This window comes from Pseudomonas sp. 10(2024), assembly GCF_045164175.1.
GTDB lineage: Bacteria > Pseudomonadota > Gammaproteobacteria > Pseudomonadales > Pseudomonadaceae > Aquipseudomonas > Aquipseudomonas alloputida.
Window position 1 is genome coordinate 4,364,835 of the sequence record NZ_CP174006.1, and the last position, 24,672, is coordinate 4,389,506.

A 24,672-nucleotide genomic window follows, 5' to 3' on the forward strand; every position below is an offset into this window, starting at 1 on the left:
CGTAGCCCTCACCCCAGCCGCGCCATCTCCTGCGCCACCACCGCAACGGTATGCCTGATCTGCTCTTCCGTATGCTCGCAAGACACAAAAAACCGCACCCGCGCCGAATGCTCCGGCACCGCGGGGTACAGGATCGGCTGGGCATTGATGCCACGCTCGAACAGGGCGCTGGACAAGCGGCCGGCCTTGAACGAACTGCCGGTAATCACCGGGATCACCGCCAACCCGGTACTGGTCGCCGTGTCCAACCCAGCTTCACGCGCCAGGCGCAGGAACAGCTCCCCTCGCGCCTGCAGTTGCGCTACTCGCTCGCTGTCTGCAGCCAGCAGCTTCAACGCTGCCAACGCAGAGGCCGTGACCGCCGGCGGCATGCCAACACTGTACAAGAAGCCCGGCGCCAGAAACTTCAGGTGCTCGATCAGTGCCGTGCGGCCCGCAATGTACCCGCCGCAACTGGCCAGGGTCTTGCTCAAGGTCCCCATCCAGATGTCGACGTCATCGCCAGCCAACCCATAGTGCTCGCGAATACCTTTGCCCGTCGCACCCATCACCCCCAGCGAATGAGCTTCATCCACCATGAGGAAAACCTTGTGCTTATGCTTGAGCTCGACGAACCGGGGTAGCTCGGGGTAGTCGCCGTCCATGCTGTAGATGCCTTCCACCACCACCAGCACCCGCTCGAAGTGCTGGCGTTGCTCGCCCAGCAGGCGGTCCAGCGCCTGCCAGTCGTTGTGGGCAAAACTCAGACGGCGGGCACCGGACAGCTGGATACCCTGCAGCACGCTGTTGTGAATCAGCTCGTCATGCACCACCAGGTCGCGTGGCCCGAACAGGTAGCCGATGGTGGTGACGTTGGTGGCATGGCCGCTGACCATCACCACTGCATCGTCCACCTCGTACAGGCGCGCCAGTTCGCGCTCGAGCTCGCGGTGCAGCGGGCGGTCGCCAGACACCGGGCGGCTGGCCGACACCGAGGTGCCGTAGCGGTCGATCGCCGCCTTGGCCGCTTCGGCCACGGTTGGGTGGCCGGAGTAGCCCAGGTAGTTGTAACTGGCAAAGTTGAGAAACTCGCGCTCGCCAATCTGCGTCTGGGCACCGGCGGTGCCCTGGTGCATACGGAAGAACGGGTTGCTCACGCCCAACTGCATGGCGCTTTGCTGGAGTACCCGCAGTTGCTGGTACCCCGGGTGCAGATCAAAGCGATAGTGCGCTTCGGGCACCTTCAGGGCAGCCTGCTGTACCTGCTCCAGGGTGGCGCCCTGCTCGCCCTCGGCAGCCACATGGCGGCGCCGGGCGAGGGCTTGCTGGATCAGGCGTTGCTTGGCATCGCCACCAAGGCCGGTCGGGGTTCTGGCTGTCATCTGGCACTCTTAATCAATCAATCGGTTGGGTGCCGCGTTGCCGTCGGCCAAGGCTGCGTTCAACTGCGCCAACTCTTCGGCACTGTGCTCGCTGCCATGGCGGGCAAGCACATTCTGCGCCAGTTGCTCTTCGCCGCTGCCCGCTTCACCACGCAGCAGCTCCAGCAAGCGTGCGGCAAGCTTGTCGATGCTGGAGCTGTCACTCAGCTCCATCACCGGCAGGCGAATACCGAAACGCTCCTCCAGCGCCACCACCAACTCAACGCTCATCAACGAATCGAGCCCCATTTCCTGCAGCGGGCGCTGGGCATCCAGGCGTGCTGGCGGCAGGCGCAAAATCTCGCACACCTCGTGCTTGAGCATGTCTACGAAGCGTTCGAGCAGTTCGTCATCGTCAAGCTCCTCCAGCATGCGCTGGATGTCTTCACCGCCCCCTTCATCCTCATGGTCGCCGCCATAGGCACGGGCCAGTTCGCTGAAGCGCGGTGTAGTGGCGCTCGGCAGGAAGCGCGCCAGGGCCTTGAAGTCCAGCTCCAGCACGCCATGGCCGTTATCACCCTGCAACAGCATGGCCTCGAGCTGTGCCAAGGCTGCCTCGGCCCGCAGCGCCGAGCCCCCCATGCGGCTCTGCAGGGCGTCCTTGATCTGGCTGTTGCGCGCCAGGAAACCGACATCGTCGATGGCGCCCCACAGCACGGCAGTGGCTGCCTGGCCCTGAGCACGACGGTGCCGCGCAAGGGCTTCGAGCCAGTGGTTGGCCGCCACGTAGTTGGCCTGGCCGGGGTTGCCGAACAAGGTGGTGGCCGAGGAGAACATCACGAAGAAGTCCAGCGCCAGGCCCTGGGCCAGCTCGTGCAGGTACTGCGCACCCTTGGCCTTGGGTTCCAGCACGCGACGCAACTGGTCGCCGTCAAGGTTGCGGATCAGGCTGTCGTCAATCACCGTCGCGGCATGCACCAGGCCACGCAGTGGCCATGGGCTGGCGCCAATGCGATCGAACACCCCGCGCAGTTGCTCACGGTCGGTGATGTCGCACGCCACGGCCTGCACATCGATACCTTGGGCGTGCCACAAGGCCAGCTGCGGTTGGGCCTCTTCACTGGCCGGGCCACGACGGCCCAGCAACACCAGGTGACGGGCACCTTTGTCGATCAGCCACTGCGCAGTACGCAGGCCAAAGCCACCCAGGCCGCCGGTGACCAGGTAGCTGGCATCGGCGGCAAGCTGCAATGCCCGCACCGGCTGCACGCGGGTGTCGACGGTTTGCTGGATCGGGTTGGCGTACGTCACCACGACCTTGCCAATCTGCCGCGCCTGCTGCATGTAACGGTAGGCCTCGACCACCTGGTTGGCGTCGAACTCGCGGAACGGCAACGGATGCAGGATGCCCTGCTCGAACAGCTCCATCATCTCGGCGAACAGGCGGCGGGTGAGCGCGGGGCGCTCGCTCATCAGCTGGTCAGCGTCGATACCGAAATAGCTGATGTTGTTGCGGAACGGGCGCAAGCCGATACGGGTGTTCTGGTAGAAGTCGCGCTTGCCCAGCTCCAGGAAGCGACCAAACGGCTTCAGCACCTGCAGGTTGCGGTTGATGGCCTCACCGGCCAGCGAATTGAGCACCACGTCCACGCCACGCCCACCGGTGGCCGCCAGCACCTGGTCGGCATAAGCCAGCGAACGGGAGTCGTAGATGTGGCTGACGCCCAGCAGGCGCAGGAAGTCGCGCTTCTCGTCGCTGCCTGCGGTGGCGTGGATTTCTGCGCCCAGCCATTTGGCGATCTGGATGGCAGCGATGCCCACGCCACCGGCAGCGCCGTGGATCAGCACCTTCTCGCCCGGCTCCAGGCGCGCCAGGTGATGCAGCGCGTAGTACACGGTGAAGAAGGTACTCGGAATGGTCGCCGCCGCTTCGAACGACATCCCTTCGGGGATGCGTGCAACGGCGTTGGCGTTGGTGACCAGGCGGTTGGCGAAGCTGCACGGGCCAAAGCCCACCACACGGTCACCCGGGGCGAAGTCGCCCACTGCCTCGGCGCCTTTGCCTTGCACCACACCGGCAAATTCGAAGCCCAAGGTAGGGCCGGAGAAGCCGTTTTCGATGGCTTCATCCGACAGCAGGCCGAGGGCGAACATCACGTCACGGAAGTTAAGGCCCGTCGCACGCACCTGAATGTCCAGCTCATCCGCCGCCGGTTGACGCGGCTCACGCACTTCCCAGCGCAGGTTGCGCAGCTGGCCCGGCAGGTCGAAGCCCAGGCACACCCACTGCGCATCGCCCACTGCGCGGCGCGGCTGGTCGGCCAGCACGCGCAGGCGCGGCACGTAGCGACGGCCTTCGGCGTCCAGGGCCAGCTCGGTTTCGCTGTCGGCGTGCAGCAACGCAGGTACCGCCAGCTCGACCGCTGCCGCGTGGGCCAGATCGAGCAGGCGAATACGACAGTTCGGGGATTCGTTGGCCAGGGTACGGCCAAAGCCCCACAACGCAGCGTCGCCGATGGCCGCAACCTCAGCGGCGGTGTCGACGCTGTACAGGTGCTCGGCAGCGCCACGGCTGAACAGCCAGCACTGCGGGGCGATCGTCAGCGACTCACAGGCCTGCACCAGCGCGGCCGCTTGCATGCAGCGCTCGGCCTGGCCATCGAGGCCTGTGCCGCTGTCGAAACCAGCCAGGTGCAGCACATGCTCAGGGGGCTGGGCAAAGGCGCCAAGCTGGGCCGCCAGCGCCTGGGCGTCACCCGGCTGCAACAGGTCAACCTGCTGGCCTTGGGCGCGCAGTTGCTCTGCCAGGCGCAGGGCAGCGCCCTGCCCGGCTTCGGCGAGTACGGCCCAGCGCTGCACGGCCACGGGTGCAGCAGTGTCGGCACCGGCGGGCTTGTCCGCCAGCAACAGGTAGCTACCACAGGCGTTACCCGGCAACGCTTCCAGCGTGCGCAGCGCGATCAGGCCGTGCCGCTGCAGCTCATGGCTCCAGAACGCCGGGCCTTGCTGGCGCGACAACGCCTGCTGCGGGCCGGCCAGCCACCAGTCTGGCTGGGCACCGAAGACGAAATCGGCCCAGCGCGCCGGATACTGCCCAAGCAGCGCCAACTGGCCGTGCGGGTTGAGCCGGCCACTGGCCAGGCGCAGGGCGTCACCCACGGTACCAAGGGGGCCAAAGTCGGTAGGCACCAGTACCCAGTCGAACGTACCGGCGTCGGCCAGTTGCTCCAGGCCAAGCACCTCCAGCGCCGGGCAATCGTCACGCAGACGCTGCTCAAGCTCAGGCTCGGCGACGCAGTAGGCATAATCGAGGCGATCGAAATCCAGGCCGGCGTACAACAGCTCGGCAAACGAAGCGCCACCGAAGCCGAATTCCAGCACACGCAGGCGCTGGCCGCGCGGCAGTTGCGCCAGGCGCGCGGCCAAGGTCTGGCCAATGCCGCTGAGCAGGTGCTGCTGCCCTGCCGCACCCAGCACCAGGCGCGCCAGGCTGGCACCGCTGGTTTCGCGCGGTTGCAGGGTGTCGAAGGCCTGGCTGCCATCCAGCAACGCCGACAGATGTCGGCCGATGCGGCCAACGGAATGGATAATCTGGAAGTACTCGGGGTAGCTCTTGAACAGCTCTTGCCAGATAGCCTGCGAGGTCGGGCGCTCGCCCTGGTCGACCAGTTGCCAGCTGCCATCCGCGCTACGCTGCAGGCTGCCGTCGTGCTCGGCATGGCGCAACAGCATCCCCAGGAAGTCGCCCTGGCCCTGCGACCACTGCGCGACCTGCTCGGCACTGATGCGGCCGCCGGCCTGTTCCACCGCATCGAGGACAAAGCTGTTGCACAGCACATCCAGCAGTGGCTCCACTTCATTCAGGTAACGCACCTGTGCCGGCTCGTCGGCCAGGCACTGCAAGGCCTCGACCAGCGGCGAGCAGGCCACGGCGTTACGCTGCACAGGCACAACCGCGCCTGGCGCGGCCTGCCCCACATGGCCCATACGCTTGATGTCGCCACTGCGGTCGTACTGCAGGCGCACGGCACGCATGCGCGCATCCTTGATCGCCAGCACGGCAGCGCCGCTGGCATCGAACAGGGTGAAGTCGACCAGCAGCGAATGCGCGGTGCGCTTGCGCTGACGCACCTCGGCCAGCACCGGCACACCGCCGGCATTGGTAAAGGCAACGCGCCCAAGCTTGACGGGGATGAACGCCAGGCCATCGTCATGCCCCTGGCGGCTGGCCAGCAGCTCGGTAATCAGCTGGAAGGCACCATCCAGGAGCGCCGGGTGCAGGTGCAGGCTTGCCAGTTCGTGTTCGATGGCAGCAGGCACGACCAACTGAGCCAACACGCGCTCCCCTTCCACCCAGGCTGCGGCCACCGTCTGGTAAGCGGGGCCGTAGTTCAGGCCAACCGCGCAGGTCATTGCCAGGTGCTGCTCGCCGGTGAAGTCTGCCGGGCGGGCTGGCAACGCCGGTGCGCGGGTGTCCAGCAGCACACCGCGCGCTTCGCCCGGCAAGCGTGCGACCACGTGCTGTACCCAGTCTTCGCGTTGCATCAACGTGCGCGAGCTGATGCGCAACGTGCCGTCGGCCTCTTCGACCTGCACGCGCACTTTCTTGATGACCTCGCTGCTCAGCAGCAGAGGGTTGTGGATTTCCAGCTCTTCGACATCGACGAACTCGCCCGGCTGGTGCAGTTGCGCCACGGCCAGGGCCAGCTCGGTAAAGCCTGCACCCGGGAACAGTACCGACTCACCCACCTTGTGGTCGGCCAGGGTCGGGTACTGCTGGGTATCCAGGCGGTTTTCCCAGGTCAGCGCCTGGTCTGTTACCGGGTAACCCAGCAACGGGGGCACGCGCTCGTGGCTCAGCGGGCCATAGGCCTCGGCAGTGACCGGCAAGCTGAAATGGTCGTGCTGCCAGGCATAGTTAGGCAGGCGCAGCGGGCGCCCGGTCACCGGGAAGCGTGCCTGCCACTGTGGCTCGACGGCGGCAAGCTGCAGGCGGGCTACGGTACGTTCCAGCAGCAGCGGGCTGTGGTCGTTGCGCTTGAGGGTGCCAATCACCTGCCCCGGTTGTTCGCACTCAACCAGCACATCGTTGACGTAGCTGCGCAGGATCGCATGCGGGCCCACTTCGACGAACAGGTTAAGGCCATTGCGCACCAAGGCAGCCAGCGCGCCCTGGAACAGCACCGGGAAGCGAATGTTCTGCCACCAGTACTGGCTGTCCAGGCGTTCGCCGTTCAACTGGCCACCGACGACAGTGGAGTAGAACGGGATCTTCGTAGCCTGCGGGCGGATATGCGCGAGGTCGTCGATAACCGCTTGCTTGATCGGGTCCATGGCCGGCGAGTGGAAGGCGTAGTCCAGGTCCAGGCGACGGGCGAATACCTGGCGCTCTTCCAGGGCCGCTTCCAGCAGTGCCAAGGCGTCGACCTCACCGGCCACAGTGGCGCCGCGGGCGCTGTTCTCGCCCGCCACAACCAGGCGGCCATCCAGTTTCAGTTCGGCAATCAGTTGCGCCGTGGCCTCACCCGAGAGGCCGACCGCCGTCATCTTCCCGGTACCACGGGTCAGGCCCTGCAGGCGGCTGCGGTGGTAGATGACCTGGGTGGCGTCCTCCAGGCTCAACGCGCCGCTGGCCCAGGCCGCCGCCACTTCACCCACACTGTGGCCGATCACCGCCACCGGGTGGATGCCTTCGGCAGCCAGCACTTGGGTAACCGCCACTTGCAGGGCAAACAGCGCAGGCTGGGCGATTTCGGTACGTGCATAGCGGCCTTCGCCGTTGTCACCCAGCAGTTCGGCGCGCAGCGAGTAGCCCGCCAAGGGCTGGAACAACGCGTCCACTTCATCCACGGCGGCGGCGAACAGCGGCTGGTCGAGCATCGCCCGGCCCATGCCCTGCCATTGCGAGCCGTTGCCGGAATAGACAAACACCGGTGCCGAGGCGCCGTCCAGAGCCTGGCCGGCCTCCAGCACTGCACTCAGTTCGCTGAGGGTCGGGTCCTGGGCATAGTCGTCCAGCGCCTGGGCGGCTTCGGCCGCGTTGTCGCAGACCAGCAGCAGGCGGTGGCTGTGTGCATCGCGGCGGAACATCGCCTGGTAGGCCACATCGTAATAGTCGGCCTGGGGCTGCCCGGCCAGGTAGGCGGCAAAGCGCTCTGCGGTTGCGCGCAGGCCTTGTTCGCTCTTGGCACTGAGCAGTAACGGCACGCGCCGGGCGCTGGCCGCTTGCGCTGCCGGCGCCTGTGGCTCGGGGCTTTGCAGGATGACATGGGCGTTGGCGCCGCCAAAGCCGAACGAGTTCACCCCCACGGTCAACTGGCCATCGGCCTTGAGCGGAAGGGGCTCGGTGACCACCTGCAGGTTGAGGTCGGCGAACGCGATGTTCGGGTTGAGCGCCTGCACGCCAATGGTAGCGGGCACGGTGCGCTCGGCCAGGCAGTTCAGTGCCTTCATCAGGCCAGCCACGCCAGAGGCGGCTTCAAGGTGCCCGAGGTTGCTCTTCACCGAGCCGATTGGCAGCGGGTTGCCGGCGCCGCGCGCCTGGCCCAGTGCTTCGCCGATGGCGCGGGTTTCGATCGGGTCTCCCACGGCGGTACCGGTGCCGTGGGCTTCCAGGTAGTCCAATTGCTCGGGGGCGATGCCGGCCTGGGCGTAAGCGCGCTTGAGCAACGCCGCCTGGGCCTCGGCATTGGGCAGGGTCAGGCTGGACTTGCGCCCGTCGGTGTTCACCGCACTGGCCGCCACCACCGCCAAAATGGTATTTCCATCGGCCACTGCCTGGTCGTAGTCCTTGAGCAGGAACAACCCGCCGCCTTCGGAGCGGGCGTAACCGTCGCCGTTTTCGTCGAACGACTGACAGCGCCCGGTGCGCGACAGCATGGTCGCCTTGGCGAAGATCATGAAGCCGAACGGGTGCATGTGCAGGCTGATACCGCCCGTTACGGCTTGGTCGACATCACCGCTGAGGATGGCCTGGCACGCCTGGTGGAAGGCCACCAGCGACGACGAGCAGGCGGTGTCGATGGCCATGCTCGGGCCACGCAGGTCGTAGAAGAACGACAGGCGGTTGGCCGCGATACTCATGGTGTTGCCGGTCGCCGTGGCGCCATCGATGGCCGACAGGTCCTCGAGCAGGCGGTAGGACTGCTCGACACCGGCGATGCCCAGGTACACGCCGCAGTTGCTGCCACGCAGGCTGGACGGCTTGACCCCGGCGTTTTCGAAGGTTTCCCAGCACATTTCCAGCAGCATGCGCTGCTGCGGGTCCATCATCGCGGCTTCACGCGGCGAGATGCTGAAGAAGCCAGCGTCGAAAGCGCTGATATCACCCAGGGTGCCTGAGGCGAAGGTGTAGCTGGATGCAGGGCTGGCCTTGTCCGGGTGCAGGAACTCGCGTTTGTTCCAACGCGACGGGTCAACCTGGGTCACCAGGTCGCGGCCCTCCATCAGGTTTTGCCAGAAGCCTGCATTGGAAGAGCCAGGAAAACGGTACGCACAACCAACGATTGCAACCTTTCTACGCTTGATCAAAACCTATTCCTTCAAATCTCATCGGGCACCGTCCCATCCGTCGGACAGCCGGCATGCCTGGCCTGGCCACGAAACTGGCCATTCGTTATATGTCACTGATGATTGTCTGGGTACCTGAAACTGCCATGCACGCAGGGGGCGCAAGACTCATGGTCTGGAACTGGCGTGGGAATGTTCAGATTTGTGTGTGCAGATGATACGCGGGTTGTGGGGGTGGGAAAACCCTGGGGTGAGGGATGGTTCACAGCGTAGGAGCGGGTTTACCCGCGAATACGGTGGCGCCGGCAACGGTGAACGGCGGGTGGAAATTGGCCAGCAGGCCCGGCCCTTTCGCGGGTAAACCCGCTCCTACACGACGGCCTGTGCCCACCCACCGACCTGTGTCCACCACCAGCCTGTGTCCAACCCCGAGGTGTGTCCACCACCAATCTGCGTAGGAGCGGGTTTACCCGCGAATACGGTAGCGCCGGCAACGGTGAACGGCGGGTGGAAATTGGCCAGCAGGGGCGGCCCTTTCGCGGGTAAACCCGCTCCTACACGACGGCCTGTGTCCAACCCCTGAGGTGTGTCCACCACCAATCTGCGTAGGAGCGGGTTTACCCGCGAATACGGTGGTGGCTGCGACGGTGAATGGCGGGTGGGGATTGGCCAGCAGGGCCGGCCCTTTCGCGGGTAAACCCGCTCCTACACGACGGCCTGTGTCCAACCACCGATGGGTGTCCACCACCAATCTGCGTAGGAGCGGGTTTACCCGCGAATACGGTGGTGGCTGCGACGGTGAACGGCGGATGGAAATTGGCCAGCAGGCCCAGCCCCTTCGGGGCTTGAACCGCCCGTGGAATGGCGGCCCCGCCCCACCGAGGTTGTTACCTCAATAAACCGTGCCTTGAATCAAACGCAGCAGATACTGGCCATAACCGGTCTTGGCCAGCGGTGCTGCCAGCGTTTCCAACTGTTGGGCATCGATCCACCCCTGCCGGAATGCCACCTCTTCGGGGCAGGCCACCTTCAGCCCTTGCCGCCGCTCGATCGTCGCGATATACCCACTTGCCTCGAGCAACGAGTCATGCGTCCCGGTATCCAGCCAGGCATACCCGCGCCCCATGATCTCTACCGACAAACGGTGCTGCTCCAGGTACGCGCGGTTCACGTCGGTAATCTCCAGCTCACCACGCGCGGATGGCCGAATGCTTTTGGCAATCTCGATCACGTCGTTGTCGTAGAAGTACAACCCGGTCACGGCATAGTTGGACTTGGGTTTGGCCGGTTTCTCTTCCAGGCTGATGGCATTACCTTGCCCGTCGAATTCGACCACGCCATAACGCTCGGGGTCTTGCACGTGATAGGCGAACACACTGGCGCTGCCCTGGCGGTCCATCGCGTTGCGCAGCAACTGCTGGAAGTCGTGGCCGTAATAGATGTTGTCACCCAGCACCAGCGCGGTGGGGGCGTTGCCGAGGAAGTCTTCGCCAATTAGAAACGCCTGGGCCAGGCCGTCCGGAGATGGCTGCACGGCGTAGGTGATGTTGATGCCCCAGCGGTGGCCGTTGCCCAGCAGCTGCTCGAAGCGCGGGGTGTCTTGCGGGGTGGAGATGATCAGGATGTCATGAATGCCCGCCAGCATCAGTGTGGTCAGCGGGTAATAGATCATCGGCTTGTCGTACACCGGCAGCAGTTGCTTGGAAATTGCCAGGGTCGCCGGGTGCAGGCGGGTACCCGACCCACCCGCCAGAATGATGCCTTTACGCTTCATAGTGGTCCTTTCTCGTGGATTTCCGTCAGCATGCGAGCCACACCCAGGCGCCAGTCTGGCAGGGTCAGGGCAAAGGCCTTCTGCAGTTTATGGGTATCGAGACGCGAGTTGGCCGGCCGCATGGCCGCCGTCGGGTAAGCCTCTGTGGTCAAGGGGGTGACGTTCTCGGCATGAGCTTTCAGCGGCACGCCATGGACCGCCGCTTGCTCCAGTACGTAACGGGCATAGCCGCACCAGGTGGTTTCACCCTCAGCGGCCAGGTGGTACAGGCCAGCCAGGGATGGGTTGCGGCGCGTGGCGACAATGGCGTGGGCGGTGATGTCGGCGATCAGTTCTGCACCCGTCGGGGCACCGTGCTGGTCATCGATCACGCCCAGGCTGTCACGCTCCGCAGCCAGGCGCAGCATGGTTTTGGCGAAATTGTTGCCGCGTGCGGCATACACCCAGCAGGTGCGGAAGATCAGGTGCTGGCAACCGGCAGCCTGGATCGCTTGCTCGCCGGCCAGCTTGCTGGCGCCATAGGTATTCAATGGGTCAACGGCATCGTCTTCGCGCCAAGGCTGGGTGCCCTGCCCCGGGAACACATAGTCGGTGGAGTAATGTACCAGTAGCGCGCCACATTCGGCGGCAGCGCGGGCCAGCACGCCGACGGCGTCGGCGTTTACCTTGAAGGCTTGCTCACGGTCACTCTCGGCCTTGTCCACGGCAGTGTAGGCCGCCGCATTGACGATGACATCGGGGGCATAGACACGGACAGTTTCGGCCAGGCCCGGCAAGTTGGCCAGGTCGCCACAGTACGCCTGGCTGCGAGCGTTCAGCGCCAGCAACTGCCCCAGTGGGGCCAGGCTGCGTTGCAGTTCCCATCCTACCTGACCGTCCTTACCCAGCAGCAGCACCTTCATGCAGAACGCCCTGCGTAGTTTTTTTCTACCCAGTCGCGGTAACTGCCAGACTGCACGTTCTGCACCCAGTCCTGGTTGTCGAGGTACCAGGCCACGGTTTTGCGGATGCCGGTTTCGAACGTTTCCGCAGGCTTCCAGCCAAGCTCCTGCTCCAGCTTGCGGGCATCGATGGCATAACGGCGGTCGTGACCTGGACGGTCGCTTACATAGGTGATCTGTTCGGCGTAGGGCTTGCCGTCGGCGCGTGGGCGCAGTTCGTCCAGCAGCGCGCATACGCGGTTGACGATGTCCAGGTTGGGCTTTTCATTCCAACCGCCGACGTTGTACACCTCACCAGCTTTGCCGGCCTCCAGTACGCGGCGGATGGCGCTGCAGTGGTCCTTTACGTACAACCAGTCGCGAATCTGCTGACCGTCGCCATATACCGGCAGCGGCTTGCCGGCCAGGGCGTTGACGATCATCAGCGGGATGAGCTTTTCCGGGAAGTGATAAGGGCCGTAATTGTTCGAGCAATTGGTGGTCAGCACCGGCAGGCCGTAGGTGTGGTAGTACGAACGCACCAAGTGGTCGCTGGCAGCCTTGCTGGCCGAGTACGGGCTGTTAGGCTGGTACTGGTGGGTTTCAGTGAAAGCCGGTTCGTCGGCAGTCAGAGAGCCATACACTTCGTCGGTAGACACATGCAGGAAGCGGAATGCCTGCCGCGCCGGCTCATCAAGGCCGCCCCAGTATGCACGCGCGGCTTCCAGCAACTGGAACGTGCCGACGACGTTGGTTTCGATGAAGGCTTGCGGGCCATGGATCGAGCGGTCGACGTGAGACTCGGCGGCAAAGTTGATGATGGCGCGGGGCTGATGGGCATTGAGTAATTCCGCGACCAGCCGGCTATCGGCAATGTCGCCGTGCACGAAGATATGGCGCTTGTCGCCCTGCAGGCTGCTCAGGGTCTGCAGGTTGCCTGCATAGGTGAGTTTGTCCAGGTTGACCACGGGTTCGTCATCGCCGGCCAGCCAGTCCAAAACGAAGTTCGCCCCGATAAAGCCTGCACCGCCGGTTACCAGAATGGTCATGTTTGTCTGCTTCCGTTGTCAGGGTCTGCGCTTCCACTTTCAGGATTCTAGCCTGTCGGCGGTTGATTCGAGAGCGAAGACGATGGCAACGTGATATTCAGGCTGGAATGGCGGAGATACAGGGGCCGCGCTGCGGCCCTGTGGAAGCAGGTTTACCTGCAAAGCAAGGTCAAGGCTCCAGGCGCCGCTGCTGGTAAATCCAGTCGACAATCTCGCCTTCCGGCGAATAGCCGCTCACGGTTTCACGCAGCAACTGCCGTACCCGCACAAAGTCATCAACCGCCGCTGCCGCCATCAGCTGCCGCAGGAACTCCTTGAGCGTATCCCAGGGCAGGAAGTCTTCGTTGGCACTCATGATCATCGGGTGACGGGTCGCAATGACGTTATCGCCGATCAGCAACTCTTCATACAGCTTTTCACCCGGACGCAACCCGGTGAACTCAATGGCAATATCACCCATCGGGTTACGCTCGGAGCGCACACTGAAGCCAGACAGGTGAATCATCTTCTCGGCCAGTTCCACAATTTTCACCGGCTCGCCCATGTCCAGCACGAACACATCGCCCCCCTTGCCCATGGAGCCGGCCTGAATTACCAGCTGCGCGGCCTCGGGAATGGTCATGAAGTAGCGGGTGATCTTGGGGTGGGTGACGGTAAGCGGGCCGCCCGCCTTGATCTGCTTGTGGAACAGCGGAATCACCGACCCCGATGACCCCAGCACGTTACCGAAGCGCACCATGGTGAAGCGGGTCTTGTTCACCTGCGAAACGTTGCTGCTGTCGCCAAACAGCACCGGCGCCACTTCGCGGCTCAGCGCCTGCAGGGTCATCTCGGCCAAGCGCTTGGTGCTGCCCATCACATTGGTCGGGCGCACGGCCTTGTCGGTGGAAATCAGCACGAAGTTGGCAACCCCGGCCTGCAACGCGGCCTGGGCAGTGTGCAGTGTGCCGATGACATTATTCATCAGGCCTTCGGTGATGTTGTGCTCCACCATCGGCACGTGCTTATAGGCGGCTGCGTGATAGACAGTGTCGACGTGCCAGGTGCGCATGATGTCCAGAAGCTGGGACTGGTTGCGCACCGAGCCCAGGATGGGTACCAGGCTGACCGTAAGGGATTCACGGGCAACACGCTGCTCCAACTCGGAGAGGATGCTGTAGAGGTTGAATTCACTGTGATCGAAAAGCAGCAAGTACTTGGGCGTCTGCCCCAAAATCTGCCGGCAAAGCTCTGAACCAATGGAACCACCAGCCCCGGTCACCAACACCGTTTGCTCGGTAATGCAGCGCTCCAGGAGGTCAGCCTGGGCAGGCACTGTATCCCGCCCCAGCAAGTCGCCAATGTCGACCTCCTGAATATCATCGACTTTCACCCGGCCGCTGGCCAAGTCCATGATGCCCGGCACACTGCGAACATGGAGCGGATAGCCTTCCAGGAAGTTGAGAATCTCCCTGCGACGGGTGCGCGTCGATGAAGGGATGGCCAGCAGAATTTCCTGGGCGCCCGTCACGTTGATCATCTGGTCAAGTTGCTCTGGACGGTAGACCTGCAGCCCTGCAATCACGCGATCACTGATACTGGGATCGTCATCGATGAACGCCACAGGGCGCATGGCCCGGTCCATGCGCAAGGCAGCCACCAGCTGGTTACCGGCGGCACCTGCACCATAGATGGCGACTTTGGGCAGGCCATCGTCACGTTGGGCGAACGGTACATGTTGCGCGGCTGCGGCAAACCAGTCGCCCAGGAAGTACTGGCGCATGGCCAGACGCAGCCCGCCGATCATGATCAGGCTGAGCCACCAGTAGTTGAAGGTGATTGAGCGTGGCACGACGTTCTGGTGGTTACTGGCCCAATAAATGATGAACCCCAGAAGCAGCGCGGACAGCGTAACGGCCTTGATGATGGCAATCAGAGCGTCGTTGCCGAAGTAGCGCATGACGGCGCGATACAAACCAAAGCGGATAAACAGAGGGATGGAAACCACAGGCGCGCAAAGGAACAACCAGGTATGGTCAATCAAGGGGTTGGCCATGTCGTCGATGCCCAAACGCACCACAAATGCCATCCAAAGTGCAACCCATACCAGCACTACATCTGTCAGCACCTGCAACAGACGCTTCTGTCTACGCGGTAAACCGAGCAGTTTTTTGCGTACTTTGTTCATAGGCTCCCAGAGTTCTTTTTCTGATTGTATTAACCGATTCTTCGACACTTCCGCTGTACAACAGCTATTCCAGGCTACCCGCGCGGTAATAAACTGCAATCAGCGCCAGAGGTACGTAGGCAACGATCAGCCCTAGTACACCGTCTAGACCCAACAACAAAACGCACAGCGCGACCGGCAGCAGCCAGAACAGATTCAATGCGGTGACCGCCAAGGTTACCGGCAGGTGCCTGCCGTGACGACGAGATGCAAACTGATAAGCATGACTGCGATGAGCTTCATAAACCTTGTCTCCGCGCAACAAACGGCGAACCAACGTATAGCTGGCGTCGACAATGAAGACCCCCAACAAGATCAGCCAGCACCAGAACAGCTGGGAAGACAGCCACGCTGCTTGTAGGGACAGCCCCCCCAGGATAATTCCAAGGAAACCACTGCCTGCATCACCCATGAAGATTTTTGCGGGCGGGAAGTTCCAGAACAAAAAGCCCGCCACAGCCGCGGCCAGCAGGAGCGGCAGTGCCGTCATACTCCCCTGCCCACTCAACCAGTAAAGCAGACTGGCACCCAGGCAAACGGTGATTGCCTCGACACTCGCAATGCCATCAATACCATCCATGAAGTTGTACAGGTTGAGCAGCCAGACCAGGTATATCGCAGCCAATACTGCTCCGGCCCACCCAAGGTCGAGCGACCAACCGAACACCTGCAGTACGGGCAACCCACCCAGCCAGAACAGAATCCAGATGGCCGCAGCAAAGTGCCCCAGCAACCGCCAACGAGCGGCGATATGCCCATGGTCGTCCATAAAACCAAGCGCGGCGATCACCGCCCCCGCCCCGCCCAGCGCAACCAACGCGTCAGTCTGCCCTCCGGGTTGGAATGCCATCACTGCCAATGCGGCCAGAAACGCGACGACAATCGACACTCCACCGCCACGGGGCGTGGGGATTGAATGTGAGCTTCGGGCATTGGGGACATCGATAATGTTCTTGGCCAAAGCATAACGTCTCAATGTGCCGGTCATGGCTAACGAGCACAACAGCACTGCGGGTAGAAGCCACCAAAGCATCATTTGTTCGACGATTCCTGAAAATGTTGGGCAGTCGTCCTGAGCGCCGCATCGACACTCACCGGAGGTTGCCAACCGAGTACCTTACGCGTTTTTTCGATATCCACTTGCAATGACCCACATAGCCTTTTGGAAAGCGCCGTCCGACCCAACAGTTTGGCGCCACCACTGAGTATCCAGCTTGGTACGGGTAGCAACCGCGCCGGTGCGCCCAATGCTTGGGCCATACGGCGCAGAAGTGCAGTGGTGGAAAGGTCCTCTCCGTCACTTACCAGAAAAACCTGGTTTGCGGCCGCTGGGTGGTCAATGCAGATCGTGATAAGGTCAACCAGATTGTCGAGTGCTACCAGGCTACGTCGATTGTCAATGGCCCCAAACGGCAATGGCACCCCCTTACTCAACCAACGCATCATGGCCTGGAAGTTTGCTTTGACTCCAGGGCCATACACCAGCACCGGCCGTATGATTACGACCTCCAGCCCGGACGCTTTCGCCAATGCCCACAATTCGGCCTCCGCCTCCATCTTCGAGATACCATATGGGTCTTGAGGTTGTGGGCGGTCGTGCGCGGTATAGGGTTGCCCGAGTGCAGTCTCCTCGCCATTGACCTTGATCGAGCTGACAAAAACGAAGCGCTTTACTCCTGCTGCGACTGCTTGCCGGGCAAGGTTCATGGTGCCCTGCACGTTGACCTTGCGAAATGCAGCAAGCGGGTCGGCCTCGGTATCATTCATCACATGAACACGAGCTGCACAATGAATCACCGTATCGCAGCCGAGCAGCGCTTCGCCCCACTGACATGCTTCTTCAAACGAATCGAAGGGCACCGCCTCTACCGCGGGCGGTAGGGGAGAACTGCTGCCACGAATCGTAGCCACGATGGGCATGCCATCGGCCAACAGCCTTTGCAATACGGCACTGCCCACGAAGCCACTGGCTCCGGTGAGAAATACACGGTGGTTCATCAGGTTGTCCTTCGTAAGGTGGCACTGCTAAACAACTGCTCAAGACGTGTCAGCAGCACATGGCGAGCGAATTCCTGTTCATAAAAGCGCCGACCGCTATCCCCCATTGCCTGGCGCTGCTCAGGTGCAAGCTTGGCCATCTTTCGCGTAATGACTGCTAACGCTTCGCCATCGCCAGATGCACAGGCATAACCTGCACCAGACTCGTTGATGACCCGAGCAGCCTCACCATTAATCATGCCCAGTACCGGCCTACCAGAAGCCAGATAGGCCTGCACCTTGCCAGGTATGGTCTGTTCGAATACGTCGTTGGTGCGTAAGGAAACCAACAAGGCGTCAGCTTGGGCAAATAGGGGCGGCATGGCATCAAGAGGATGGCGCCCCAACAAATGCACGTTGTCCAGACCGCGATTGCGTACCTCATCGGCCAGCCAAGCGCTCATGCGACCGTCCCCGACGATGACCCAGCGAACAGGAACCTCACCGCGTAACGCCTGCGCGGCGTCAAGGACAGCCGGAAAATCTTGCGCTTCACCGATGTTGCCAGCAAAGACGACCGTAAATACCGAGTTGTCCTGAGCTATGAGCGTACAGGGCTTGTCCATCGAGGCCGAAAAGTCGTCTTCAGCCCAACTGGGGAAGTATACCAACCGGTCGTCCTCGATATTCCGTGTGCAATACCGACGCACGTTGTCGAAAAAGCCACGGGACTGCAAAAGCAGATAGTCAGTGCGGTTGTATATCCACGATACCGCCTTGCCCACCAAGCCCAGCAATCGTTGGTCGTGGATGACGTTAACCGCGCGCAATGTCTCCGGCCACAGGTCGAGAACCCAGACAAATACCGGAGCACGTTTCAACCGCCCGATTATAACAGCGGGTATGGCCGCGAGAATGGGAGAAACGGCATAGACGAAGACAGCATCGAACTTGCGCCCGCGCAACTTAAATGCCCCCATCAAAGATGCGAGCACGCAGAACGAGAGATAGTTGAGCACCAGTTGCACACTACGTGTGCCACGGGGTACCAGCGGCACACGAACAACCTGCGCCCCCTCGTAGAATGAGTAGGCTTCTGGGTTGGCTTTATAGTCTCGGAAAACACGCCCCTCTGGATAGTTGGGGAGCCCTGTCAGTACCGTCACTTCATGACCCCTGGCAGTGAAGTCGCGGACCATATCATTGATCCGCATGTTTTCCGGCCAGAAGTACTGCGTTACAACCAGTACACGCATTTTTTCAGCAGGCATCGATAGCTTCCGGTTCAGTAGCGCTTCCATACTACGCGATTCACGTAGTCGGTATAGCTGTGCAAAATTCGCACAACCTTGTCGGAAACATTTGGCATGCTGTAATCGTAAACCAGACGCAGGTCGCGTTTAGCGCCTCGCGCCTGCCGTTCGAGGATGCCCAAGCCTTGCAGTACACGCTCTACCTCAAGACCTACCATCATCGCCGCAGCCTCTTCCATCCCTTCAGGCCGCTCGTGCGCCTCGCGAATGTTCAATGCGGGGAAGTTTAGAATAGAAGCTTCTTCGTTGATTGTGCCGCTGTCAGAAAGCACGGCGCGGGCTTCAGACTGCAGCTTGTTGTAATCCTTGAACCCTAGCGGTTTCAGCAAACGCACGTTGGCGTGGAAATTGATACCCATGGCATCAACTCGTTTCTGCGTACGTGGGTGGGTAGAGACGATTACCGGCAGCTCGAACTCTGCCGCCACGGTATTTAGTACATCCACCAGCTTGAGAAAATTCTTGTCGGAATCGATGTTCTCTTCGCGGTGAGCACTCACGACAAAGAATTTACCCGACTCTAATCCAAGGCGTTGCAGAACGTCCGATGCCTCGATACCTATGCGATAGTGCTCAAGGACTTCGAACATAGGGCTGCCGGTTTTGACGATCTGATCGGCTGGCAGACCTTCGCGCAGCAAGTAATCTCGGGCGATGGTGCTGTAGGTGAGATTTATATCAGCGGTATGGTCTACGATGCGGCGGTTGATTTCTTCCGGAACACGCATGTCGAAGCAGCGATTGCCCGCCTCCATGTGAAAGGTCGGGATCTTCCGGCGCTTGGCGGGCAACACAGCCATGCAGCTGTTGGTGTCGCCAAGGACCAACAAGGCCTCCGGCTTGACCTCAGCCAGCACTTTGTCCACCGCGATGATCACATTACCGATGGTTTCAGCCCCACTCGCGCCTGCAGCGTTCAGGAAATGATCAGGTTTGCGGATACCCAAGTCCTGGAAGAAGATTTCATTAAGCTCGTAGTCATAATTCTGGCCGGTGTGAACCAGAATATGCTCGCAGTATTCATCCAGGCGCGCAATCACGCGCGATAGCCGGATGATCTCCGGGCGGGTGCCGACAACAGTGACAACTTTCAGTTTTTTCATCAGTTCATCCTCTCGGGCCCGTTCAGGCTTCGGTGCCTACTGGCCGAGCGTAGGTATCAGGATTCTCACGGTCGAAAATTTCGTTGGCCCAAAGCATGACGATCATCTCGTCATCACCGATGTTGGTGATGTCGTGGGTCCAACCTGGGACAGTCTCGACAATCTCCGGCTCTTCGCCAGAGGTGAACAGTTCGTGGAACGCCCCTGACACCACATGACGGAAGCGAAAACACGCCTTACCTTTGATCACCAAAAATTTTTCTGTCTTTGTGTGGTGGTAATGGCCGCCTCGGGTGATGCCCGGGTGCGCGGTGAAGTAGGAAAACTGGCCACTGTCCTTGGTTTTTAGCATTTCGACAAACACGCCTCGCGGGTCGCCATGCTTGGGCACCTTATAGGTGAAACTCTCGGGGGGGACGTAGCTCAGGTAGGTCGAATACAGGGCTCGTATCAAGCCGGTACCCACTGCCTCCGTGACCATGCTCGCACGGCTGTCGCGGAAGGTACGTAGCATGTCTGCCAGTTCCCCCACCGTGATGCTGTACTGCGGCTCTACCTGAGCAAACGGCGTGCCGGACTTCACTCCATCTAGCACCTGGACAAATGCTTTGATTACATCATCGATGTAAACGAGGTTGATAAGCGCATGAGGGTCATTGATGGTGATTTCCAAGCCATGCACGATGTTGTGGCAAAACGTTGCCACAGCCGAGTTATAGTTCGGCCGTGCCCACTTGCCAAACACGTTAGGCAGGCGGAACAGATGCACGGCCGAGCCATGCTGCGACTGTAACTCGGACAGAGCCTCTTCGGCGCCACGCTTGCTGGCACCATAGGCGTTATCCAGCTCAGCCTGGCTCGACGAAGTATAGAGGACAGGAATCTGCCGCCCAGTTGCCTTGATCGCCCGGCACAGTTCCAAGGTCAGGTCAGCGTTGCCCACCTTGAATTCCTCGGGGTCTTTTGGTCGGTTTATGCCCGCCAGATGGAATACAAAGTCCACATCACGAACCTTTTCGGGCAGCGACTCAAGGGCATGCTCCCGAGTGAAAAGCACTACCTCGATATCCTTGCGCTCGCCAAGGTGCACCAGCAGGTTGCGCCCTACGAATCCATTTGCCCCAGTGACCAGTACTTTCATCGCTTCACTCCTCCGGGGTGGCATGCTCGCCGCGTTCGATGGCGCGAATGAATTCGAGTTTACGCAGCAGTTGCTGCATCCCTGCAACATCAAGCCGCTGGGTGTTGTGGGAGTTATAGTCCTCGGTAATTGAGAGACGGGTCTCGCCCTCTTCCACAAACTTCGCATAGTTCAAGTCACGCAGATCTGGCGGCACACGGTAGTAATCCCCCATGTCCTCGGCACATACCAGTTCTTCCCGGCTCAGCAGGGCTTCGTAGAGTTTTTCGCCATGACGGGTACCGATGACATTGATCGGGTGCTGCGGCTTGCCAACCAGTTCGGTCAGCGCCTTGGCCAGCACTTCGATGGTGGCTGCAGGCGCTTTCTGCACAAACAAGTCGCCGTTGTTACCGTGCTCAAAGGCATACAGCACCAGGTCGACGGCGTCGGACAAGGTCATCATGAATCGCGTCATGTTAGGGTCAGTCAGTGTCAGGGCCTGACCGGCACGAATCTGCTCGATGAACAGAGGGATGACCGAACCGCGAGAAGCCATCACATTGCCGTAGCGAGTACCGCAAATCACAGTCTTTTTCTCATCGACGTTACGTGATTTTGCAACCATCACCTTTTCCATCATCGCCTTGGAAATACCCATGGCGTTGATCGGGTAGACAGCCTTGTCAGTACTCAGGCAAACAACCCGACGCACTTCGTTCTGAATAGCTGCCTCCAGAAGGTTCTCGGTACCAATCACATTGGTTTTGACCGCCTCCATAGGGTGGAATTCGCAGGATGGAACCTGCTTCAGCGCGGCCGCATGAAAGATATAATCAACACCTCTCGTCGCGTTCAAAAGGCTCTGGTAATCACGCACATCGCCGATATAAAACTTCAGCTTAGAGTTGGCATATCGCTTGCGCATGTCATCCTGTTTCTTTTCGTCCCGACTGAAAATGCGGATTTCTGCAATATCAGTATCCAGAAAACGCTTGAGAACAGCATTGCCAAACGATCCGGTTCCGCCGGTAATGAGTAATTTCTTGCCTTCAAACATAGGTTTTCCCTTTTATGGCATCCAGCACCTTAGCGATCTGAGCACTGGGCATTTTATGATCTGCAACAAATTTTTTTGCCAACAACCCCATCTCGCTGAGCTCATCGACATCGAACGAGGCCACCTTGGCTATCATCTCTTTCAGCCCCTCTGGACCGGGTGGAACCAGGTAGCAAAAACGATAATATTCTTTAGGTATACCGTCAAGCGCATACATCATGACCGGCACACCAGAAGACATGTACTCAATTATCTTTGATGGAAACGAGTACTTAGTGAACGCCGACTCATTATCACGCGGATTAATCAGCAGCGTCGCTTCACGTTGCAACTTCAGAACAGCATTTCTGTCCAGCTGCCCCAGGTATCTCACTCTACAATTGGCTGCAGAAACTCTTTCCACATTGGCACGATCATCGCCATCACCACAAATATAAAGCTCGTAATTCTCAACATTGGATGCAAGGAATGCATCCAGCAGCTTGCGAATACCATACCGTCTGTCCAAGGTACCGCTATACAAGAAATAGGGCTTGCGCACGGACGAAGTCGGGCGATTGACATAATCACTGTCTGCTATACCTTCAACAACAACCTTTTTGAGTTTTGGAGAAAATACGTCAAGCATCGCATCAGTGATTGCGACGACGCTGTCGGCTCCATTGACAATTCGGTATGAAATGCGTGCCAAACCCTGAAAGACAAGTTTAGTCAGGCCGGAGCGAACTGCCATATACTCTGGAAGGTCCGGCACAATCACGCAAAAATCCACATCCTTACGCGTTGCACGGATCAACCTGCACGCAAGAAGAAACGGAAGGTGCATCGAATAACAGACCAGTAACGTGCGCTCCCCTCCGCCTTTTGGCAGGCTGTCTTGTATGCCACGATAGGCAACCATCACCTTGTGCAGGTTCTTGATGATCGTCAGGTTGAAAAAGGACTTATTTTTGACGGTGGCCCCATTCATCTGTTCTAGCGCGACTGCGGGCGAATAGAACATTTCCTTATACCTTCGCGGGTACGCACCTATAAACGGAAGATTGACCACCGTTATCCCGCTGATCTCAGGACACTCGCTGAAACCACGGATATAGTTTTTCTGCAACGTGTCTGCCGCAAACTGAATGCTACCCTGCGAATAGCTGACAATTGACTCACGGTCAGTATCTGTGAATACGCCCCCCAGAAACACTACTCTCATAAATTCGCCTCAACCTGAACGTCTATCCTTGCACCCACCAGAGTCTGCTCCACTATATATGCCCCATCAACCCAGCCCTAACAGCGCATTATTCTTAAACAGCGGTATAACTGAATATTCAGCCACGGGGACCAAAAAGAACAAGACGAGGTAGAGCATCAAGAACGACAAATAACACAAGATAATGAAATAACTTCTCCTCCATATAAACAACGCGTTAACGCAATGCAATAAATTGAAGAAAAGTACAAAACGGAGTAACCGGATAAAAATCTCTGACTCAAAATACAGGGGAATAAAAAGCAGCGACAAACAATTGACATTACAAATAAAAACCAACTCTCTATCACGCTCATCAGCCGCTATACCACGCAACAGATACTTCCGCTCCCCCAGCGCCACGACCATCAAAGACAACACCGAAAACAAATGAACAGCCGAATTGAAAAGCGAACTTTTCAATGAAGTAGCGTAATAGCTAAAGTGCGCAGCTATTGAATCTGGAAGCGTTACAAAATAACGAACCATCACGTAAGCAGATATAAAAATGCAGTAGAAAGAAATAAGGCGTGCCAACGGTAGCACCCGCCCCAGAGGCACTACCACGAATACCATGTAAACAAGCGAAGACTGATGGATACTGGTCGCCAGCAAAATCAGCAACGCGTAGGCCAGGCGGCCCCGCCAGCCCCCTTCATACAAATACAACATCGCCTGTAAACATATGGCAAAAGCCAGAAAATTCCGCATCAAAACAAAATCTAACGCGAAGAAGCAAACAAAATAAGCCAGCATTGATGCCACGGGTGCAATAGCTTTTTTCAGGACGTAGCGATATACAAGCAGCAGCGTCACCAGTGAGAGGGCTACCTGGAACTGACCAAATGTTATTCCCGCCTGCTTCGCTAGTATATTGAGATAGCCATATCCAACTTCCTTACCCCAACTAGCCAGGGTAACACGCGTATTATAATACAACTCATAACCTTCACGATCGCCATTCCAAGTATTCCACCCGTACAGCGCCCACATCAGCAGGAACACTGGGACGGACAAAATAATCGAGAGATACCTGCTCTGTATCGTCGCCATGGCTTAGGCTAACTTGCTCTTTAAGTAACCAAGAATACTTTCTGTCTTACGAATACCAAGCAGTTTTCTAACAGCGCGCGAAAGTCTTGATTTTGCGGAGAAAAACTTCGGATGGAGAATAATTTTGGCAACGGCAACCTCAAAGGCATCATCAATCAACAATGCCTTCGGATGCCTTAACGGAAATTCCATTGGCCGTGTTGGTAAACCGCAGAATCGCTCGGTCATTACATCCTCCATTGATGTGCCACCGTGCGTCGAATGATTATCTACTCCAATATTGGTAATCTGATTGTATGCCGGAACAATGCCGTACAAATTGTGGGCACGAATGGAAAAACTCATTTGGTAGTCCCATGAATAGAACCGTCCAGTCTTGGCTTTAGCATCCAATTCATACTCAACATTGTACCGATCCTGATAGTAGAGCTTCTCGTATACATATTCCTTACGAATACGATCACGCACATAGGGGTCTTGCCACAGGGCAAGCTCACCGTCATAGAAGGGTATGAACTTACTCGCCCATGATGCCCAACCACATGGCATCATGTTCTTGGTAAATACATAACTGGAGCCATCTTGCGGCGCATACGTCTTTAGATAGTTCGTGCCGCAGATCCACAAGACTCGAGTATCGTTCTCGTATCTTTTTAATAGCTCTTTGCAGAACTGAAAAAAGGTAATCTCCGGAAAATTATCGTCTTCCAAAAAAATGGCAAACGGCTCTCGCTGCAGCACCCACTTTGCGCCGCCAGCAATATTTTCGTAAACACCTACGTTCTGAGCCTCATATTTTTTTACGACTTCGCACTCCCAGGTAATGGCGCGCTCAATCGCGTCACGACACTCAGCTACCTGACTCCGCTCGTCGTCGGTTCGCCCACCATCAGAGAGCAGGTAAAGACGCGCAGGAGCGATTTTGGCAAGCTGCTTGATGATTTCCAGGGGTTTGTCGATGCGCTTGAACAAGAACAAAGCCACCGGGACGTCGAATCTTTCCAT

15 protein-coding genes are annotated in these 24,672 nt (G+C 59.3%); all 15 read right to left on the minus strand.

What is annotated here, in order from left to right; translation table 11 throughout:
* Positions 1-8 precede the first annotated feature (8 nt).
* Positions 9-1,361, minus strand: coding sequence for an aminotransferase class I/II-fold pyridoxal phosphate-dependent enzyme (locus tag ACI7M0_RS19780; RefSeq protein ID WP_129933968.1), 1,353 nt, complete (start codon positions 1,359-1,361; stop codon positions 9-11).
* A gap of 9 nt (positions 1,362-1,370) precedes the next feature.
* On the minus strand, positions 1,371-8,870 hold the full coding sequence (locus ACI7M0_RS19785) for a type I polyketide synthase (protein ID WP_129933967.1): 7,500 nt from the start codon (positions 8,868-8,870) through the stop codon (positions 1,371-1,373).
* Between the two features lie 871 nt (positions 8,871-9,741).
* On the minus strand, positions 9,742-10,623 hold the full coding sequence (rfbA, locus tag ACI7M0_RS19790) for a glucose-1-phosphate thymidylyltransferase RfbA (RefSeq protein ID WP_014592009.1): 882 nt from the start codon (positions 10,621-10,623) through the stop codon (positions 9,742-9,744).
* Complete coding sequence (gene rfbD / locus ACI7M0_RS19795) at positions 10,620-11,525, minus strand: dTDP-4-dehydrorhamnose reductase (protein ID WP_019439159.1); 906 nt, start codon at positions 11,523-11,525, stop codon at positions 10,620-10,622. The genes rfbA and rfbD overlap by 4 nt, the downstream gene beginning before the upstream one ends.
* Complete coding sequence (gene rfbB / locus ACI7M0_RS19800; RefSeq protein WP_104962345.1) at positions 11,522-12,592, minus strand: dTDP-glucose 4,6-dehydratase; 1,071 nt, start codon at positions 12,590-12,592, stop codon at positions 11,522-11,524. Before rfbB ends, rfbD begins: the two co-directional genes overlap by 4 nt.
* Positions 12,593-12,761: 169 nt before the next feature.
* On the minus strand, positions 12,762-14,759 hold the full coding sequence (locus ACI7M0_RS19805) for a nucleoside-diphosphate sugar epimerase/dehydratase (RefSeq protein ID WP_129932283.1): 1,998 nt from the start codon (positions 14,757-14,759) through the stop codon (positions 12,762-12,764).
* 64 nt (positions 14,760-14,823) lie between these two features.
* Positions 14,824-15,834 (minus strand): glycosyltransferase family 4 protein, encoded by a 1,011-nt coding sequence (locus ACI7M0_RS19810; protein WP_129932284.1) that lies wholly within the window; start codon positions 15,832-15,834, stop codon positions 14,824-14,826.
* Complete coding sequence (locus ACI7M0_RS19815) at positions 15,831-16,796, minus strand: SDR family oxidoreductase (protein WP_129932285.1); 966 nt, start codon at positions 16,794-16,796, stop codon at positions 15,831-15,833. The genes ACI7M0_RS19810 and ACI7M0_RS19815 overlap by 4 nt, the downstream gene beginning before the upstream one ends.
* On the minus strand, positions 16,796-18,046 hold the full coding sequence (locus tag ACI7M0_RS19820; protein ID WP_129932286.1) for a glycosyltransferase family 4 protein: 1,251 nt from the start codon (positions 18,044-18,046) through the stop codon (positions 16,796-16,798). Before ACI7M0_RS19820 ends, ACI7M0_RS19815 begins: the two co-directional genes overlap by 1 nt.
* Positions 18,047-18,060: 14 nt before the next feature.
* Positions 18,061-19,191 (minus strand): non-hydrolyzing UDP-N-acetylglucosamine 2-epimerase, encoded by a 1,131-nt coding sequence (wecB, locus tag ACI7M0_RS19825; RefSeq protein WP_064614019.1) that lies wholly within the window; start codon positions 19,189-19,191, stop codon positions 18,061-18,063.
* 22 nt (positions 19,192-19,213) lie between these two features.
* Positions 19,214-20,332, minus strand: a complete 1,119-nt coding sequence (locus ACI7M0_RS19830) for an NAD-dependent epimerase/dehydratase family protein (protein ID WP_129932287.1) — start codon at positions 20,330-20,332, stop codon at positions 19,214-19,216.
* A 4-nt stretch (positions 20,333-20,336) separates the two neighbouring features.
* Complete coding sequence (locus tag ACI7M0_RS19835) at positions 20,337-21,371, minus strand: polysaccharide biosynthesis protein (RefSeq protein WP_129932288.1); 1,035 nt, start codon at positions 21,369-21,371, stop codon at positions 20,337-20,339.
* A complete protein-coding gene (locus ACI7M0_RS19840; protein WP_129932289.1) occupies positions 21,364-22,575 on the minus strand; it encodes a glycosyltransferase in 1,212 nt (403 codons plus the stop codon). The genes ACI7M0_RS19835 and ACI7M0_RS19840 overlap by 8 nt, the downstream gene beginning before the upstream one ends.
* Before the next feature lie 66 nt (positions 22,576-22,641).
* Positions 22,642-23,667 (minus strand): EpsG family protein, encoded by a 1,026-nt coding sequence (locus tag ACI7M0_RS19845; protein ID WP_129932290.1) that lies wholly within the window; start codon positions 23,665-23,667, stop codon positions 22,642-22,644.
* A gap of 3 nt (positions 23,668-23,670) precedes the next feature.
* Positions 23,671-24,672 (minus strand): glycosyltransferase family 2 protein, encoded by a 1,002-nt coding sequence (locus tag ACI7M0_RS19850; RefSeq protein WP_129932291.1) that lies wholly within the window; start codon positions 24,670-24,672, stop codon positions 23,671-23,673.